The organism is Actinorectispora metalli, assembly GCF_056323685.1.
The window spans coordinates 2,536,275-2,552,170 of record NZ_JBREYE010000001.1; the positions used below are offsets into that span (position 1 = coordinate 2,536,275).

Below are 15,896 nucleotides of genomic sequence, written 5' to 3' on the forward strand. Positions count from 1 at the left end.
TATCACTCAGATTTTATACATATGTATCACTTTATCCGCACTGCTCCGAGGAGGAGCCGATGGGGTTTCGACGTTGGACAACCGTGTTGCTCGCAGGTTTCGTGATCATCTCCCTGGGGACTGGGGTGAGCGCGGCTGGTCCAGCGGCGCAATCGGCCGCGGAGGTCTCGGAGTCCTCGGTCCCTCCTCCTGCGGAGGACCCGTTCTACCAGCCCCCGGACGGCTTCGAATCGAAACGACCCGGGGCGATTCTGCGCCAGCGAGAGGTCAAGGTCAGCACCTATCTCATTCCGACCCCCGTCAAGGCCTACCAGGTCTTGGTGCGGACCACCGACTCGCAGGACCGGCCGGTGGCCACGGTCAGCACGGTGATGATCCCGCTCAACGCGCCCAGCGGCAGGCGATCGCTGCTGTCCTACCAGAACGCCATCGACAGCCTTGGCTCCCAGTGCAACCCGTCCTACCAGCTGCGGACCGGCACCCAGTTGGATGCGAGCGGCGTCGCCACGGCGTTGCTCAGGGGATGGGTGGCGGTCCAGACCGACTACCAGGGACCACGGACGTCGTTCATGGCAGGCCCGATGGCCGGATACGCGGTGCTGGACGGAATCCGCGCCGCACTCGCCATGCCCGAGGCAGGGTTGGAAGCCGAGTCCCCGGTGGCGGTCTGGGGTTACTCCGGCGGGGGGCACGCCACCGCGTGGGCCGCTCAGAACCAGCCGCGCTACGCCCCCGAGCTGACCGTTGACGCCTGGGTGGCCAACGCCTTCGCCGGTGACCTCCAGAAGGTACTGAAGGGACTGGACGGCGGACCGTTCTCCGGATTCGTCCTGGCCGCGATGGTCGGGCTGGCCCGTGAGCACGATCTCGACGTGTTCAACGACAAGGGCAAGCAACTCATGGAACGGATCGGCGACGACTGCGTGATCGAGCTCGTAGCGGGCAACCCGTTCAAGCGCGTCAACGACTACACCACCACTGATGTTTACACCGACCCCAAGGTCGCGAAGGTGATGGCCGAGAACTCCGCAGGCGCCACGGCGCCCCTGGGTGCTCCCGTCCTCGTGCAGAACTCGAAATCGGATGAGATCATTTCGCCCGACTTCAACCGTGGCACGGTGGCCGCCTGGTGCGCGGCGGGTGCGAACGTCGAGTACCACCTGTCCAACTTCCCGGGGCACATCGCCTACGCACTCGCCAGCGTCCCCCAGGCGATGATCTGGATCGAGGGCAGGCTGCGTGGCGAGCCCACCACCGGCAACTGCGGGAGCACGTCATGACCGTTCGGTGGCGCACCACGGTCATCGCCACAGCCGTGCTGGGGTCGCTGATGTGCGCGCCGAGCGCGGGCGCCCAGAGCCCGAGCGAGTCCTGTCGTCCCTGGCAGGTGCGTCCGGTGGTCACCGGGATGGACAAGCAGTTGGAGAACCTCGCGTTCGACGGCCGCGGCGGACTCCTGGTTTCCAAGACGGACTTCGACAACCCGGGCTCGATTGAACGCGTCACCCCCGACGGCAATCACAGCACCCTGGAGCCGGTCAGCGGTCCAGGCGCGATCACCGTGCGCGGCAACGAGGTCTACTTCAACACCGGCCACCTCACCCGCGACGGCCTGCTCGGTTCGAAGACCGGCACCATCGATGTGCACAACCTCGACACCGGGCAACGCCGGACCTGGGCGACCAACCTCACCATGCCCGACGGCGGAACCATCCTGCCGAACGGCGACGCCGTGGTCAGCACCCTGATCGGCCCCAGGACGGGACTGTGGCTCGTCCGCAAGGAGTCACCGGCGGCGCCTCAACCGTTCGGGCCCGATCTGCTCGGCCCCAACGGCATGGTGGTGAGCAACGACGGCCGTTCGTTGTACGTGGTCGCCACCGCCGACCCCCTGCACCAGATCGTCAAGATCGACCTGGCCGCACCGGAGAAGGAACCCACTCGGATCCGAATCGGCGCGCCATGGCCGCTGACCATCTCCGACGACATCACCATCGACACCGACGGCAACCTCTACACCGTCGGTGAGCACGGCATCGCCTACCGCATCCACCCGGAGACCGGTGCGGCCTGTGCGATCGCCACCGGAGTGCACCTCGGTTCGTCGTTGCGCTTCGGTGCGGGTCCGGGGTGGGATCCCGGCAGCCTCTACACCACCGGCTTCGATGGCGCGATCCGCCAACTCATCCCACCGCGGGCCGACCGAACAAGCTGACAACGACGTCTCACGCGATTCCGGAACGAGTGCGGCACACGGCAAACGGCCGTGTGCCGCACTCGCTTCATGGGTCACCACCGGAGTGGACCGGACATCCGGCTCAGACGGTGGCGGTGCCGAACCACTTGGGCAGGGTGGTGAGCAGATCCTGTTGGTCCTCGCCGACCCAGGCAACGTGGCCGTCCGGGCGCAGGAGCACGGCGGGTGCGTCCAGTTCCTCGCTGACGTCCACGACGTGGTCGACTCGGTCGGTCCAGCCCGCTACCGAGATGGTGCCGGTCTGGTCGAGGAGCAGCCCGCGGCCTGCGTGCATGAGTTCGTAGAGGCGGTTCCGCTTCAGCGGAATGTCCCGCAGACGCTTGCCGAGCAGTGGGTGGCCCTCGCCGAAGTCGTAGTGGACGTCGATCGCGGTGATCTTCTCGATCAGGTGTCGGTTCACCTCCTCGAACTCCATCAACTCGGACAGCAGCCTGCGGACTGCTTGGGGGCCGGGCTCGGTGGACATCAGCTCCATCTGGGCGCGGGTGTTGTCGAGTACGGCGGCGGCTACCGGGTGGCGTTCGTCGTGGTAGCTGTCCAGCAGGCCCTCCGGGGCCCAGCCGTTGATTTCGGCGGCCAGTTTCCAGCCGAGGTTGAAGGCGTCTTGGATGCCGAGGTTGAGGCCTTGGCCGCCTACCGGTGGGTGGATGTGAGCGGCGTCGCCTGCCAGCAGTACTCGGCCGGTTCGGTAGCGCTCGGCCAGGCGTGTGGCGTCGCCGAAGCGGGAGAGCCAGCGCGGTGAGTGGACGCCGAAGTCGGTGCCCGCGAACGCCCGGAGCTGTTGTTTCACCTCCTCGAGGGTGGGCGGGACCGAGCGGTCCTCTGTCACGCCCTTGGCAGGTACGACGACGCGGAACACTCCTTCTCCGAATGGGCCGACGCCGAAACGCTTCTCGGTTTTGCGGATCTCGGTGACAACGGCGGCCACCGTTTCCGGCGACGCGGTCAGCTCCATCTCGCCCAGCAGCGTCTCGACCCTGGTGGGTTCGCCGGGGAAGGCGACGCCGAGGAGTTTGCGCACCGTGCTGCGGCCGCCGTCGCAGCCGATGAGGTAGCGCGAGCGCAGTTGGCTGCCGTCGGCAAGTTCCGCGGTGACGCTGTGCTCGTCCTGGCTCAGGCCGACCAACTCGCAGCCGCGCCGGATCTCGGCGCCAAGCTCGGTGGCGCGCTCGGCCAGCAGACGGTCGGTCGTGGGCTGCGGGATGCCGAGGACGTAGCCGTGCGCGGTGTCCAACCGCTCGGGCGATGGCTTGGCGATGGCGGCGAAGAACCCGCCGACCGGGTACTGCTTGCCGTGGGCGAGGAAGCGCTCCAGCAGACCGCGCTGGGCCATCACCTCGATGCTGCGGACGTGCAGGCCGAGCGATCGGACGTACTTGGGCTGCTCCGTCTCCTTCTCCAGCACGAGTACGTGCACGCCCTGCAGGCGCAACTCGCCCGCGAGCATCGAGCCGGTCGGTCCGCCGCCGACAATGATCACGTCAAACACGAAAATCCCCCATTCACAGGCTTCGGCCGGCGAATTCTGCGGCATGACCCGGGTCTTGCCGCAAGGCCCCCAGTGCGCTATATGTTGGAAGTGGCAGGGAGCGGACGTTCTCCTTGCCTATCTTTTTGTCCGCCCCGGACCGGGCGAGTTTTTCCCGAGGCTGTGCCGTCGACCCGCCTGCCTGGGGCTTCTACCTGGGCTTTGTGGATCTGTGACGGATCACAGACCCGGTTGGGAAATCGTGGAAATGTAACCATTCTGACGCTTGGGTCAGTGGGGAAAAATCGGTCGCTGTTGGGCTGACACAGTCGTCTGAGGATGGTGCCGAGATGCTCAGGTCATTGCGGGTGGGTTTGGTGGCGGTTGTGGTTGCCGCGCTTTCGCCGTTGGTTGCGGCGGGGTCGCTTGCGGATACCGCCGCGGCGGTCACTTCGCCTCGGGAATACGAGAAGGCTGGGCCGCACAGCGTCACGAAGGTGCAGGGTGGGCCGGACCACACCTTGTACTACCCCACTGATCTCGGGGCGAATGGGCAGCAGCACGCCGTGTTGATCTGGGGCAACGGCACGGGTGCCACGCCGGAGCCCTATGACGGGGCGCTGCGGCATTTCGCCTCGTGGGGGTTTGTGGTGGCGGCTGCCAACACCACGCAGTCGGGGACGGGCCGGGAGATGCTGGCGGGGGCGCGGTTCCTGATCGCCGAGGACAAGCGGCAGGGCAGCGTGTTCTACGGGAAGATCGATGAGGAGCATGTCGCGGCCGCTGGGCACTCACAGGGCGGCGGCGGTGCGATCGCCGCGGGCAGCGATCCGCTCGTGGACGTCACGATCCCCGTGCAGCCTGGGCCGCAGGGTTCGGTGCCCGCGCTGAAGGGACCCAGCTTCTTCATCGCGGGGCAGGCCGACTTCATCGTGCCGTCCTTCTACGCACGGAGCCGCTACGCCCAAGCCGAGCAGGTGCCCGCTGTCTTCGGCGAGCTCAGGGGCGCCTCGCACTTCCTGCAAGGGGAGACCCGGTTCCGGCTGGTGGGCGCGACGACCGCGTGGCTGCGGTATTGGCTGTCCGGTGACGAGAAGGCCAAGAGCGTGTTCTTCGGCTCGAACTGCGGGCTCTGTGCGGACAAGAACGGCTGGTCCTCGGTGGCCCACAACAAGAAGGCGCAGGGGAGTTAGCCCAGGATCTCCCGGCTGGTGAGGGGACCGGCGGTGGCCATCGCCAAGTTGGCCAGCGATGCCTGATGGATCTCCTCGGTGGCGGCCGCGACACAGTCGCTCACCACGTGAACGGTGAAGCCGAGGTCGGTGGCGTGGCGGGCGGTCTGCTCGACGGTCAGGTTGGTCGCCACGCCGGTGATCAGGAGGGTGTCGATGCCCTCCGCCCTGAGCTCTTCGGCCAGGTTGTTGCCTGCCAGGCCGGAGAGCTTCTGGTTGTCGACCGTGCGGCCGGTGTCCGCGATCTCCGGGATGATCTGGGCGCCCGAGGCGTCGGGGCGGAAGGACTCCTGGGCGTCGGCCACGGCGCGCATGAAGGCTGTGTTGCGGACCAGGGTGCCCTCGCCGGGCGGGATGGTGAAGCGGGTGAAGATCACGGGGCGGGCCACCGCGGCGTGGAAGGCGGCGGCACGGTCGACCACGCCGCTGCGGGCCACCGGGTCGGCGAGCATGGGGCCGAAGAAGCCCTCCGGTTTGATCACGTTGACCTGCCAGTGCAGGGCCAGTACCGCCGCCCGGGAGAGATCCATGGCCGCGAGCCTAGAGGGAGCGCAGGCGGGGTAGCAGGTGTTCGGCGAACGAGGCCAGGAACCTCGTCTGGTCTTGGCCGGGGCCATGGAACACCAGGTGGTCGAAGCCCGCGTCCACGTAGGTCTTGATCTGGGCGATGGCCTCGTCAGGGTCGGCGGTGGCGATCCAGCGGCTTGCCACCTTTTCTATGGGTAGCTCGTCGCCTGCTCGTTCCATCTCGGTCGGGTCGTGCAGGCTGTGCTTCTGCTCGGCGGACAGGGCCAGCGGGGCCCAGAAGCGGGTGTTCTCCACGGCCAGCTTCGGGTCGGGGTCGAAGGAGAGCTTGATCTCGATCATGCGCTCGATCGAGCCGGGTTCGCGGCCCGCGGCGGCCAGGCCGTCCTCGACGGCGGGGAGCAACTTCTCGGTGTAGAGCTCCATGCCCTTGCCGCTGGTGCAGATGAAACCGTCGCCCGCGCGGCCCGCGTACTTGGCCATCACCGGGCCGCCCGCGGCGATGTAGACCGGGACGGGCTGCACGGGGCGGTCGTACACGGTGGCGTTGTTCGTCTGGTAGTACTCGCCGTCGAAAGTGACGCGCTCCTCAGTCCACAGCTTGCGCATCAGCCGCACGGCCTCCCGGAGGCGGGCGAAGCGCTCCTTGAACTCGGGCCATTCGACGTTCGACACGGCCACCTCGTTGAGGGCCTCGCCGGTGCCGATGCCGAGCAGGACGCGTCCCGGGTACAGACAGCCGAGGGTGCCGAAGGCCTGGGCGACCACCGCCGGGTTGTAGCGGAACGTCGCGGTGAGCACGCTGGTGCCCAGCGTCACCCTGGAGGTGCGTTCGCCGACGGCGGCCAGCCAGGACATCGAGAACGGCGCGTGGCCACCCTGGTGGCGCCACGGCTGGTAGTGGTCGCTGACCATGACGCTGTCCAGGCCGCGCTCCTCGGCCTGCACGGCCAGTTCGACCAACTCGCGCGGGGCGAACTGCTCAGCGGACGCCTTGTACCCGATCTTCAGGCTCACCCCTGCTTTCTACCCGCGCGGGCAGGGGTTCGCCAGCCACTGTGATCTGCTGCGGACCGGCGGCACGCCGGATCGTTCGGTGACAGGCTCGAGACGTGAACGATGTGCTGATTCGGGACGCGACCGAATGGGATGTGCCCGTCATCGTCGAGTTGCTGGTCGACGACGTGTTGGGCGCGCGGCGGGAGAGCACCGACGACATCTCGCCCTATTACGCGGCCTTCTCGGCGATATCGGCGGACCCCAACCAGGTGCTGGTGGTGGCCGAGAGCGCGGGGGTCGTCGTCGGCACCCTCCAACTCTCGATCATCCACGGGCTGTCTCGGGGTGGCACCGCCCGCGGCCAGATCGAAGGGGTCCGGATCGCGTCGGCGCACCGTGGGACCGGATTGGGCGAGGCGCTGGTGCGCTGGGCCGTCGACACCGCGAAGGCACGCGGCTGCGGGCTCGTCCAGCTGACCTCGGACCGGCAGCGGGAGGACGCGCACCGCTTCTATGAGCGGTTGGGCTTCGAGCCCACCCACGTGGGTTTCAAGATCGAGCTGTGAACGCCCGCAGTTCGGCCACCTGCTTGGTGAGCTGCTCGGTGATGCGGTGGGTGACCTTGACCATCGCCCGGCGGTCCTTGGCGTCGGAGAGGTCGATCGGCTCGCCCACCGAGAGCTGTACCAGCTTGCGGGGCAGCAGCCGGGGGAACGGCGCCTTCGGCGGCAGCAGGTCGCGGGTGCCCCAGATGGCGACCGGGACCACCGGGACGCCGGTGGCCATCGCCAGCGCGGCCACGCCGGGCTTGGCCTTGCCTGGCCAGGCGTCGGGGTCCTTGGTCAGACCGCCCTCGGGAAACACCACAACGCATTCGCCCGCGGCCAGCGCGTCGATGGCGGACTGGTAGGCGTCCATCGCCTTGACCGAGCCCCTGGTCACCGGGATGTGCCCGCCGCTCGCCAGCACGCGGCGCACCACCGGCACCTTCCACAACTCCGCCATGGCCAGAAAGCGGGGCACCCGGCCGCAGGCCAGCACCAGCTGGGTGACCAGCACCGGGTCGGCCATCGACAGGTGGTTCACGGCCAGCAGCACACCGCCCCGGCGCGGCAGGCGTTCGGTTCCGACCAACCGGTGCCGCAGGAACACCGCGACCACCGGCCACAGCAACTCGATGGCCAGACCGAACCACAGGCCCCGCCCGCGCCGCGGCATGGACACGGTGAACCGCAGCTTCTCGCGGAGCGTCATGGTCATGCCGGAACTACAGCACGCGCCGGTTCCGTGTCTGTCGACCGACCCGGTTGTCCGGTGAGCGGACGGAACACAGCTCGGGTGTCGTCGTCACCCGGAGGGCCGCCGGGGTCCCGCCGCGAAGAAAGCTAGACTTTGACGTCACGACGCCCTGAGATGCCCGTCACTTCCTCGACAGCGAATTGGAGGGGATTGCCGTGGTTCTGTGGAACTGGCTGGCGGTGACGGCCGCGGTCACGGGGATCGCGTTGATGAGTCTTCGCAGGATTTCCCGGTTTGTCCTCCGCCGCAGGAAGATCGCGCGAATCAGAGCGCGACTGGCCCGACACGAGGTTGCGTGGGCCGAGGCGGACACCCAGCCGATGGCCTTTCCGCTCTTGGTGTTGCCGATCGGACTGCAACTTCCGCCGCAGGGAAGGCACCGCAGAGTGGAGCGTCGAAGCGGCGAAAACCTGCACCCCCATTTGGCATAAGCGGCACTGCCGGGAGCGGAGCATACGGGGGCGGCGGGTGGTCCATCGCGCCCGTGTTTTACCTTCCGGCGGTGGGCATCCCGGCGGTAAGGTACCCGTCGAGGTCGTGGTTTCTGTGCACGCGCAACACGCTCGCAGAACAATGACGCGGGTGTGTTTTCTTGCAGGAAGGTTGCCAGAGGAACGCCCCGGCAACGACCCAACGGTCCGCAGGGCGCGGCCCGGTAACAACCTGCGAGGAGGTTTTCATGGCGCAGGGCACGGTCAAGTGGTTCAACTCCGAGAAAGGCTTCGGGTTCATCACGCCTGACGGTGGTGATCCGGACGTCTTTGTGCACTACTCGGAAATCCAGGCGAAGGGTTTCCGGACCCTGGAGGAGAACCAGCGTGTCGAGTTCGAGATCGGGCAGGGTGCGAAGGGGCCGCAGGCCACCAACGTCCAGCTCCTCTGACCTCGCTCTGCAGACCAGGGTCGCGTCGCCTGGAACCCGCCGGGAACCGTGACGGCGCAGCGACATGACAGAGAGGCCCCGCACCGGCTGGTGCGGGGCCTCTCTGCGTCATGTCATCGCAAGGGCTTCGACGTCCGAGGCCGAGCGCGAACTCACTGCCCGCGCTGGCGGAGTTCCCACTCCAGGCGCTGGACGACCCACTCCTGGATCAGCGCCAGCGGTGAGGTGCGGTGTTCCTCGGCGAGTTGCCGAAGCTGCTCACCTGCCGCCAGCGGCAGCCGCAGTTGGTAGACCTGGGCGGCGCCGAAGCGCCGACCGGTGTCGGTGGTCTCCAGCTCGTCGACCGGCGCCAGGGCGGCCAGGTACGACTCGAGCTCGGGATCGGGTGCGAGGGCCTCGTCCTGCCTGCCCTCCGCGTTGCGGTGGCGGGCGGACCGAGAGCCGGGTTTCGAACGTCCGAGGGGCACCACACCACGATAGCCGGCATCCGGGGCCGGTGGTGCTCACGCATCGACGACCGGTGTAGTCCAAGAGAGTTATGACTGGTCGAAGCAGGGCCCGGACATGGAGAGGCCCCCGCGCCAGGGGGAGGAACGCGGGGGCCGGAGGGGATCTCCACAGGCGCTGACCGGGGGTGTGTCAGCACGACCATTGTTGCACGTTCATCAGGCCAATGGGAGTCGTCAGAGCAAAATCCCGTGAAGAAAGCGTCTCGAATAGGTCTTATGGACGCAGTCGGCGATGCGCTAAGTAACCCCGCGTCCCCGGAGGGAATGCCGGTAAGGTTCATGATCGGGACAAAGTGTGACGCAGGACACTCATGATCAGGTTATGACCGAAGCGGACAGCGTGACCCGCCGGTGACCGAACGTATGCGCGTGAATCCGGTCCGCTTGCACCGGCGGCACTGGTCCGGACCTGCTCTGGCGGGTGGGAGAGCCCGATGACGGTCGGTCATCGCGGTCATCCGGTACGACCTGGTATCGCCGTGAAGTCGCACCGTGACCCGGGAAGCCGCATACCAATGCTATGGCCCGAGCGACGGGCTCCACAGCTGAATATTATTCCGGTAGGGCCGAGACACGCATTTCGAGAGGGTCATGCCAATAGGCCTTGGTGGGGCTGGGTCGACACGATTGAATATGCAATTCGACCGACAAGGCATGACGCATATCGAAAAAGCGGAATCCATGTCAATGGGTTGTCCTGACCGCCACCCGAACGGCAGTACGCGGCTTATACCACAACGGGCCTCATTAACACATAGCCGTCTCTGAGCTGCGGCGATTACACAACGTTGTACCCGAATCACTCCGAGGGGGGCTGCGGGTGCATCTCTGGCTATATAGCCTGCCGTCGAAGCCGATGCCGGGGAGGGCGACATGCAAGGTTCACTAGAGGTACGGAAGTTCCTGTTGCAGCACGACGACGCGGCCCAGCGGCACTCGCCGTCGGTGCCCATGCAGCGGGGCGCCGAACCTTCGCGAATCTCGGCGGACCAGGTCCACCGGGCGCGGATGTCGGTAGCCCGGAACGCACTGGACGCCGAGGACTGCCGGTTGCTGCTGGACATGCTGGGCTTGGTGCCCGGCGACGACGGGATCCCCCCAGTTCGGAGGTGAGCACGGTCCCGCGCGGCGGCGAGGACGGCGCTGTCGCGAGAGGCCCAATGGTGGTGAGACGGCTGCGAAGCAGATCGATCCCGGCGACGAAGACTGATCTCACGGCTACGGCAATAGACACAATGGGGCGAGCTCTGCAAAGGGCTCGCCCCACTTATGTTCCGCGAAACGTCGCCCGGTCGGGGGCCGCGCGCGTTACCGCTGGTCACGCCCCAGGCGCACACCCCACGAACGTGCGCCTGGTGCAGAAATAGAACCTACTTTTTCACCCGGAATTTTGCAATCCTGATATTCAGTCACCAAGGGTGATAATTCACGTAATTACTCTCACTCATTTGGTGGAGCGAAATTGATTGCGGTTTAAAATTTCTGACTCTTTGTCGAGACTGCGCTGGGCCGGACGGGCTGCACCGCGGAGTTCCGCTGCTCTGTTGCCACCCGGAGTTCCGCGCCCGCCGCCGCGCCGGGCGCGGAACTCTGGCATGAGCCCCTGATCGGCTCTACCTGCTCCTTCACTCGGAAGACCACCCCCGTTTTGGAAGCGATGGCGGGGTGTCCTATGCTTTGCGTGCTTCCAACGGGCAGCCGTTGGGTGCGAGGTCGGGTCGGTCCCGAGTCGGCCCCGTCCCCATCGTCTAGTGGCCTAGGACTCCGCCCTTTCAAGGCGGCAACGCGGGTTCGAATCCCGTTGGGGGCACGCAGTACACTGTGCCGCGGAAGTTCGCGGTATGGATAGCCACGAGGCCCCGTGGCGCAGTTGGTTAGCGCGTCGCCCTGTCACGGCGAAGGTCGCGGGTTCGAGTCCCGTCGGGGTCGCAACATTTAGCTGTCCGGATCTCCAGCGCCGGGCGCGAACGGCCAGGTAGCTCAGTTGGTACGAGCGTCCGCCTGAAAAGCGGAAGGTCGGCGGTTCGACCCCGCCCCTGGCCACAACCCTGTTTGCAGCGGTCATCACACAACGTGGTGGCCGCTGTTCGCATTTTCGGGCCCTGTCACCGTAATGGGTGACCGATTTGCGAGATTCTGCCCCCGATGGTGGATCAGGAGACACGCTGTGACGGACCGTAGCTGTGCGACCGCAGCAAAGATGGTGAATAGTGCCTCAGTAACAGAGGTAACGGGTTCACTCGTTAGAGCGATTGCCCAGGTGGTGGACGGTTCACGGTGCCGGCCATGGCAGCAGGGAGCCATGGTCGGTCCTGTTTTTGGCGATGTCACGTTCGAGTAACCATTATGCAAAGCGGATATCTCGGTCACGGAACGTCACCAGGCGCAACTACGCCAAAGGGGTCACTGAAACAGGTGACACGGCCCACCGCTGCGTCTTCCGAGTGGACAGGGGAAGGCTTGAGCAGCCAGTTGAGATCGGCAGGACTCGGTTCTGCCACCTCAGTACTCCGGGCGGCCGGTGGTTCCACCGGCATGCCCGTCGCATCATGGGAAGTGCGCTACCGCCGGGTGGTCATCGCCTCCGACCTGGTGGCGGTGCTCCTCGCGGTCGCCATCGGCGGTCTGCTGCTGATCGAGACGGCCCCGCTGATCGCGGGCTACGGCTCGATCGTGATGGCCGCAAGCACCGTGCTCATCGCGGTGCTCGCGCTCTCGCTGAGCAGGGCCTGGGAGTCCAGGGTGCTCGGCCAGGGCGCCGAGGAGTTCCGCAGGCTGGGTCGCGGCTTGTTCAGCGCCATGGTCGTGCTGGCGCTGCTGGCGCTGGCAGCCGACCTCGACCAGGTTCGGCCCTGGGTGTTCGGCGTCGTCCCGGCCATCGGGCTGCTCGCGCTGCCCCAGCGCTATGTGCTGCGCAGGATGCTGCACGCCAAGCGGATGCAGGGCCGCTGCCTGGTCCCGGTGATGGCGGCGGGCTGCGTGCCCGCGGTCGCCGACCTGATCGAGCGCACCCGCCGTGAGCAGTACAACGGCTGGCGGGTGGAAGCGGTCTGCACCCCCGACGGGGTCGGCGAGAACGGCGGTGGCGAGGTCGCGGGCGTGCCGGTGGTCGGCTCGCTCTCGGAGTTCGCGCCGCTGGTCCGCATCGGCGGCTACCGGGTGGCCGCGGTCGCGCCGGACCCGCACTGGACCCCGCGCAGGCTCCAGCAGTTGGCGTGGTCGCTGGAGGGCAGCGCCGCCGAGATGGTGGTCGCGCCGATGCTGATGGAGGTCGCCGGGCCGAGGCTGCATGTCTCGCCGGTGTTCGGGCTGCCGCTGCTGCGGCTGACCGAGCCCGCCTTCACCGGCGTCCGCCGCGTGGTCAAGGAGATCTTCGACCGGGCGGGCGCGTTCGCGCTGCTGCTGATGCTGGCGCCGCTGCTGCTGACGGTCTCGGCGTTGATCTGGCTCGGCGATCGCGGCCCGGTGATCTACCGGCAGCGTCGGGTCGGCAAGGACGGCCGAGTGTTCACCATCCTGAAGTTCCGCACGATGGTGCCCAACGCCGACCAGATCCGCGAGAAGCTGACCGGACAGGACGAGGGGGCCGGGCTGCTGTTCAAGATCCGTCACGATCCGCGGATCACCAGGGTCGGCGCCGTGTTGCGGCGGTACTCCATGGACGAGTTGCCCCAGCTGATCAATGTGCTGACCGGGTCGATGTCGTTGGTGGGCCCGCGTCCGCCGCTGCCCGAGGAGGCCGAGCAGTACGACACCGATGTGCGCCGCAGGCTGCTCGTCAAGCCGGGTTTGACCGGATTGTGGCAGGTCAGCGGCCGCAGCGATCTGTCGTGGGACGAATCGGTTCGGCTGGACCTTCGTTATGTGGAGGACTGGTCACTGGCGTTGGACGCCGTGATCCTCTGGAAGACGGTCTGGGCGGTCGTACGGGGCCAGGGCGCGTACTAGGGGGTCGCGCCCCAACGTCAGTTCACCAACGACGATTCAGGAGACACCCCCTGATGACGCAGACGGACGCGGTCGCAGGCGCTGTGAACTGCAGGCTCTGTGGTTCCACCCGAATGCACAGCGTTGTCGACCTCGGCGCGACACCGCCCTGTGAGCGGTTCCTCGCCGCGTCGCAGCTTGACCAGCCGGAGCCGACGTTCCCGCTGCACCTGCGGGTCTGCCGGGACTGCCTGCTGGCCCAGATCCCGGCGCTGATCACGCCAGAGGACACCTTCACCGAATACGCCTACTTCTCCTCCTTCTCCACCTCCTGGGTGGAGCACGCCCGGTCCTTCGTGACCGGGGCCGTCGACAGGCTGGGCCTTGGCGCGGAGGATTTCGTGGTCGAGGTGGCCAGCAACGACGGCTACCTGCTCCAGCATGTGGTCGCCGCGGGGGTGCGCTGCCTTGGCATCGAGCCGTCGGTCAACGTCGGGCAGGCCGCGCGTGACCGCGGCGTGCCGACGCACACCGCCTTCCTGTCACCGGAGAGCGCGGCGGCAGTGCGTGCCGAGCACGGCCCGGCGAAGCTGGTGGTAGCCAACAACGTCTACGCGCACGTGCCGGACCTCGTAGGGTTCACCAAGGGACTGCGGTGGCTGCTGGCCGACGACGGGTGGCTGTCCATCGAGGTGCAGCACCTGCTCAGCCTGGTCGCGCACACCCAGTTCGACACGATCTACCACGAGCACTTCCAGTACTACACCGTCGCCTCGGCGCAGGCCGCGCTGGCGACCGGCGGGCTGTCGGTGGTGGATGTGGAGCTGCTGCCGACCCACGGCGGCTCGCTGCGGATCTGGGCCCGCCCGGACGAGTCCGCCCAGGCCCCGTCGGCTCGGGTCGGCGAGGTGCTGGCCGCCGAGCGTGATGCCGGGCTGCACGGGCTGGCCGGGCACGACGGGTTCGCGGGCGCGGTCGGGCAAGTGCGCAGGGAACTGCTGCGCTTCCTGCTGGACGCCGCCGCGGCGGGCGAGACCGTGGTCGGCTACGGCGCCCCTGGCAAGGGCAACACGCTGCTGAACTACTGCGGCATCCGGCCGGACCTGCTGACGTACACGGTGGACCGCAACCCGTACAAGCACGGCCGGTTCACGCCGGGCACCCGCATCCCCATCCACGATCCCGACCGCATCGCGCGGGACCGGCCGGACTACGTGCTGGTGCTGCCGTGGAACCTGCGCCAGGAGCTCACCGAGCAGCTTCGCTATATCGCGGATTGGGGCGGCAGACTCGTCTTCCCCATCCCAAGCCTGGAGATCGTGGACCCGGCCCCGCTGGTGGGAGTGAGCGCATGAAGGTCGTGTTGTTCTGCGGCGGCTACGGGATGCGCATGCGCAACAGCGATGCCGACGATGTGCCCAAGCCCATGCAACTGGTCGGACCGCGGCCGCTGATCTGGCATGTGATGCGGTACTACGCGCACTTCGGGCACACCGACTTCGTGCTGTGCCTCGGCTACGGGGCGCACCACATCAAGGACTTCTTCCTCAACTACTCCGAGACCGCGTCCAACGACTTCGTGCTGCGCGACGGGCAGGTCCAGCTGCTGTCCTCCGACATCAGCGAATGGAACATCACCTTCGTGCACACCGGCCAGGACTCCCCGATCGGCGAGCGGCTGCGCCGGGTGCGGCACCTGGTCGCGGATGAGGAGATGTTCCTGGCCAACTACGCCGACGTGCTCACCGACGCGCCACTGGACCACATGGTGTCGCGGCTGACGCACAGCGACGCGGCCGCGTCCATGATGGTCGTCCCGCCGCAGTCCTCCTTCCACTGCGTCGAGATGGACCACGAGGGCAGGGTCAGCGGCATCACGCCGGTCAGCAGGCTGCCGATGTGGGAGAACGGCGGCTACTTCGTGCTGCGGCAGGAGGTGTTCGAGCACCTGCCGGAGAACGGCGACCTGGTCGAGGACGCCTGCGGCGCGCTGGCGAAGCAGAACCGGCTGCTGGCCTACCAGTACCGCGGGTTCTGGCAGCCCGCGGACACCGTCAAGGAGCGGGCCGCGCTGGACGCCGCCTACGCGGCGGGAACCCGGCCCTGGATGCTCTGGGAGCGCTTGGGAGCCAGGATCTGATGCGGGCGCTCGACCTCGCCGACCTCGGCCACCTCGCGGTGCTGGGGGCGCACTGCGACGACATCGCCATCGGTGCGGGGGGCACGCTGCTCACGCTGTGCGCCGCCCGGCCGGGGCTGCGAGTGTCGGCGCTGGTGCTGACCGGTGGCGGCGGGCCGAGGGAGGACGAGGAGCGGGACGCGCTGGCCGCGTTCTGTCCCGGCGCCGAACTCGATGTGCAGGTGCTCGACCTGCCGGACGGGCGCATCCCCGCGCACTGGGAGCGGGCCAAGCTGGCCGTGGAGAACCTGCGGCGGGCGGTCGACCCGGATCTGGTGCTGGCGCCCGCGAAGCACGATGCCCATCAGGACCACCGCGAACTGGCGCGGCTGGTGCCGACGGCGTTCCGCGACCACCTGGTGCTCGGCTACGAGATCGTCAAGTGGGACGGCGACCTCGCCCAGCCCGGCGCCTACCTGCCGCTGGCGGCCGATACCGCGGCGCTCAAGGCCGAACTGCTGCACAAGCACTATCCGTCGCAGCGGGACCGGGACTGGTTCGACGATGAGACCTTCCTCGGGCTGGCCCGGTTGCGCGGAGTGCAGTGCAAATCGCGCTATGCCGAGGCCTTCTTCGTCGACAAGTTCGTGCTCGGCGTCGCGGAAGTGAGGAGTTGAC

The 15,896-nt window shown here is 67.5% G+C and carries 15 protein-coding genes and 3 tRNA genes; 13 read left to right on the forward strand and 5 right to left on the reverse strand.

Going from position 1 to position 15,896, the window contains the following annotated elements:
• Positions 1-59 precede the first annotated feature (59 nt).
• Both ACU6XJ_RS11915 and ACU6XJ_RS11920 read left to right on the forward strand, forming a co-directional pair.
• Positions 60-1,280, forward strand: coding sequence for a lipase family protein (locus tag ACU6XJ_RS11915; RefSeq protein ID WP_476309775.1), 1,221 nt, complete (start codon positions 60-62; stop codon positions 1,278-1,280).
• On the forward strand, positions 1,277-2,215 hold the full coding sequence (locus ACU6XJ_RS11920) for an SMP-30/gluconolactonase/LRE family protein (protein ID WP_476309778.1): 939 nt from the start codon (positions 1,277-1,279) through the stop codon (positions 2,213-2,215). The genes ACU6XJ_RS11915 and ACU6XJ_RS11920 overlap by 4 nt, the downstream gene beginning before the upstream one ends.
• 103 nt (positions 2,216-2,318) lie before the next feature.
• Here ACU6XJ_RS11920 and rox read toward each other — a convergent pair whose 3' ends face one another.
• Entirely contained in the window at positions 2,319-3,746 is a 1,428-nt protein-coding gene (gene rox / locus ACU6XJ_RS11925) for a rifampin monooxygenase (protein ID WP_476309781.1), read from the reverse strand.
• Between the two features lie 329 nt (positions 3,747-4,075).
• Here rox and ACU6XJ_RS11930 point away from each other — a divergent pair, with 329 nt between their 5' ends.
• On the forward strand, positions 4,076-4,918 hold the full coding sequence (locus ACU6XJ_RS11930) for a poly(ethylene terephthalate) hydrolase family protein (protein ID WP_476309783.1): 843 nt from the start codon (positions 4,076-4,078) through the stop codon (positions 4,916-4,918).
• Here ACU6XJ_RS11930 and ACU6XJ_RS11935 read toward each other — a convergent pair.
• Positions 4,915-5,487: a cysteine hydrolase family protein gene (locus ACU6XJ_RS11935; RefSeq protein ID WP_476309786.1), complete on the reverse strand. Its 573-nt coding sequence runs from the start codon at positions 5,485-5,487 to the stop codon at positions 4,915-4,917. The genes ACU6XJ_RS11930 and ACU6XJ_RS11935 overlap by 4 nt on opposite strands.
• Before the next feature lie 10 nt (positions 5,488-5,497).
• On the reverse strand, positions 5,498-6,499 hold the full coding sequence (gene fgd, locus ACU6XJ_RS11940) for a glucose-6-phosphate dehydrogenase (coenzyme-F420) (RefSeq protein ID WP_476309788.1): 1,002 nt from the start codon (positions 6,497-6,499) through the stop codon (positions 5,498-5,500).
• Between the two features lie 104 nt (positions 6,500-6,603).
• Between fgd and ACU6XJ_RS11945 the strand changes: the two genes are divergently transcribed.
• Entirely contained in the window at positions 6,604-7,047 is a 444-nt protein-coding gene (locus tag ACU6XJ_RS11945; RefSeq protein ID WP_476313954.1) for a GNAT family N-acetyltransferase, read from the forward strand.
• On the opposite strand, the gene ACU6XJ_RS11950 is transcribed toward ACU6XJ_RS11945, so the two are convergent.
• Positions 7,031-7,741, reverse strand: coding sequence for a lysophospholipid acyltransferase family protein (locus ACU6XJ_RS11950; protein ID WP_476309791.1), 711 nt, complete (start codon positions 7,739-7,741; stop codon positions 7,031-7,033). The two genes, ACU6XJ_RS11945 and ACU6XJ_RS11950, sit on opposite strands and share 17 nt — an antisense overlap.
• A 718-nt stretch (positions 7,742-8,459) precedes the next feature.
• On the opposite strand from ACU6XJ_RS11950, the gene ACU6XJ_RS11955 reads away from it, so the two are divergent.
• Positions 8,460-8,663, forward strand: coding sequence for a cold-shock protein (locus ACU6XJ_RS11955; protein WP_476309794.1), 204 nt, complete (start codon positions 8,460-8,462; stop codon positions 8,661-8,663).
• 152 nt (positions 8,664-8,815) lie between these two features.
• Here the strand turns inward: ACU6XJ_RS11955 and ACU6XJ_RS11960 are convergent, their stop codons facing one another.
• Positions 8,816-9,130: a hypothetical protein gene (locus tag ACU6XJ_RS11960; protein ID WP_476309797.1), complete on the reverse strand. Its 315-nt coding sequence runs from the start codon at positions 9,128-9,130 to the stop codon at positions 8,816-8,818.
• A 915-nt stretch (positions 9,131-10,045) separates the two neighbouring features.
• Here ACU6XJ_RS11960 and ACU6XJ_RS11965 point away from each other — a divergent pair.
• The 8 genes from ACU6XJ_RS11965 to ACU6XJ_RS12000 all read left to right on the forward strand — a co-directional run bounded on the left by ACU6XJ_RS11965 (position 10,046) and on the right by ACU6XJ_RS12000 (position 15,895).
• Entirely contained in the window at positions 10,046-10,285 is a 240-nt protein-coding gene (locus ACU6XJ_RS11965; RefSeq protein WP_476309800.1) for a hypothetical protein, read from the forward strand.
• 624 nt (positions 10,286-10,909) lie between these two features.
• Positions 10,910-10,982, forward strand: a tRNA-Glu gene (locus ACU6XJ_RS11970).
• A gap of 45 nt (positions 10,983-11,027) precedes the next feature.
• A tRNA-Asp gene (locus ACU6XJ_RS11975) sits at positions 11,028-11,101 on the forward strand.
• A 40-nt stretch (positions 11,102-11,141) separates the two neighbouring features.
• Positions 11,142-11,215: transfer RNA gene (locus tag ACU6XJ_RS11980), tRNA-Phe, on the forward strand.
• Positions 11,216-11,707: 492 nt separating this feature from the next.
• On the forward strand, positions 11,708-13,120 hold the full coding sequence (locus ACU6XJ_RS11985) for a sugar transferase (protein ID WP_476309803.1): 1,413 nt from the start codon (positions 11,708-11,710) through the stop codon (positions 13,118-13,120).
• A gap of 53 nt (positions 13,121-13,173) precedes the next feature.
• Positions 13,174-14,454: a methyltransferase domain-containing protein gene (locus ACU6XJ_RS11990; protein ID WP_476309807.1), complete on the forward strand. Its 1,281-nt coding sequence runs from the start codon at positions 13,174-13,176 to the stop codon at positions 14,452-14,454.
• Positions 14,451-15,239 (forward strand): sugar phosphate nucleotidyltransferase, encoded by a 789-nt coding sequence (locus tag ACU6XJ_RS11995; protein ID WP_476309809.1) that lies wholly within the window; start codon positions 14,451-14,453, stop codon positions 15,237-15,239. Before ACU6XJ_RS11990 ends, ACU6XJ_RS11995 begins: the two co-directional genes overlap by 4 nt.
• Positions 15,239-15,895 (forward strand): PIG-L deacetylase family protein, encoded by a 657-nt coding sequence (locus tag ACU6XJ_RS12000; protein ID WP_476309812.1) that lies wholly within the window; start codon positions 15,239-15,241, stop codon positions 15,893-15,895. Before ACU6XJ_RS11995 ends, ACU6XJ_RS12000 begins: the two co-directional genes overlap by 1 nt.
• Position 15,896 lies beyond the last annotated feature (1 nt).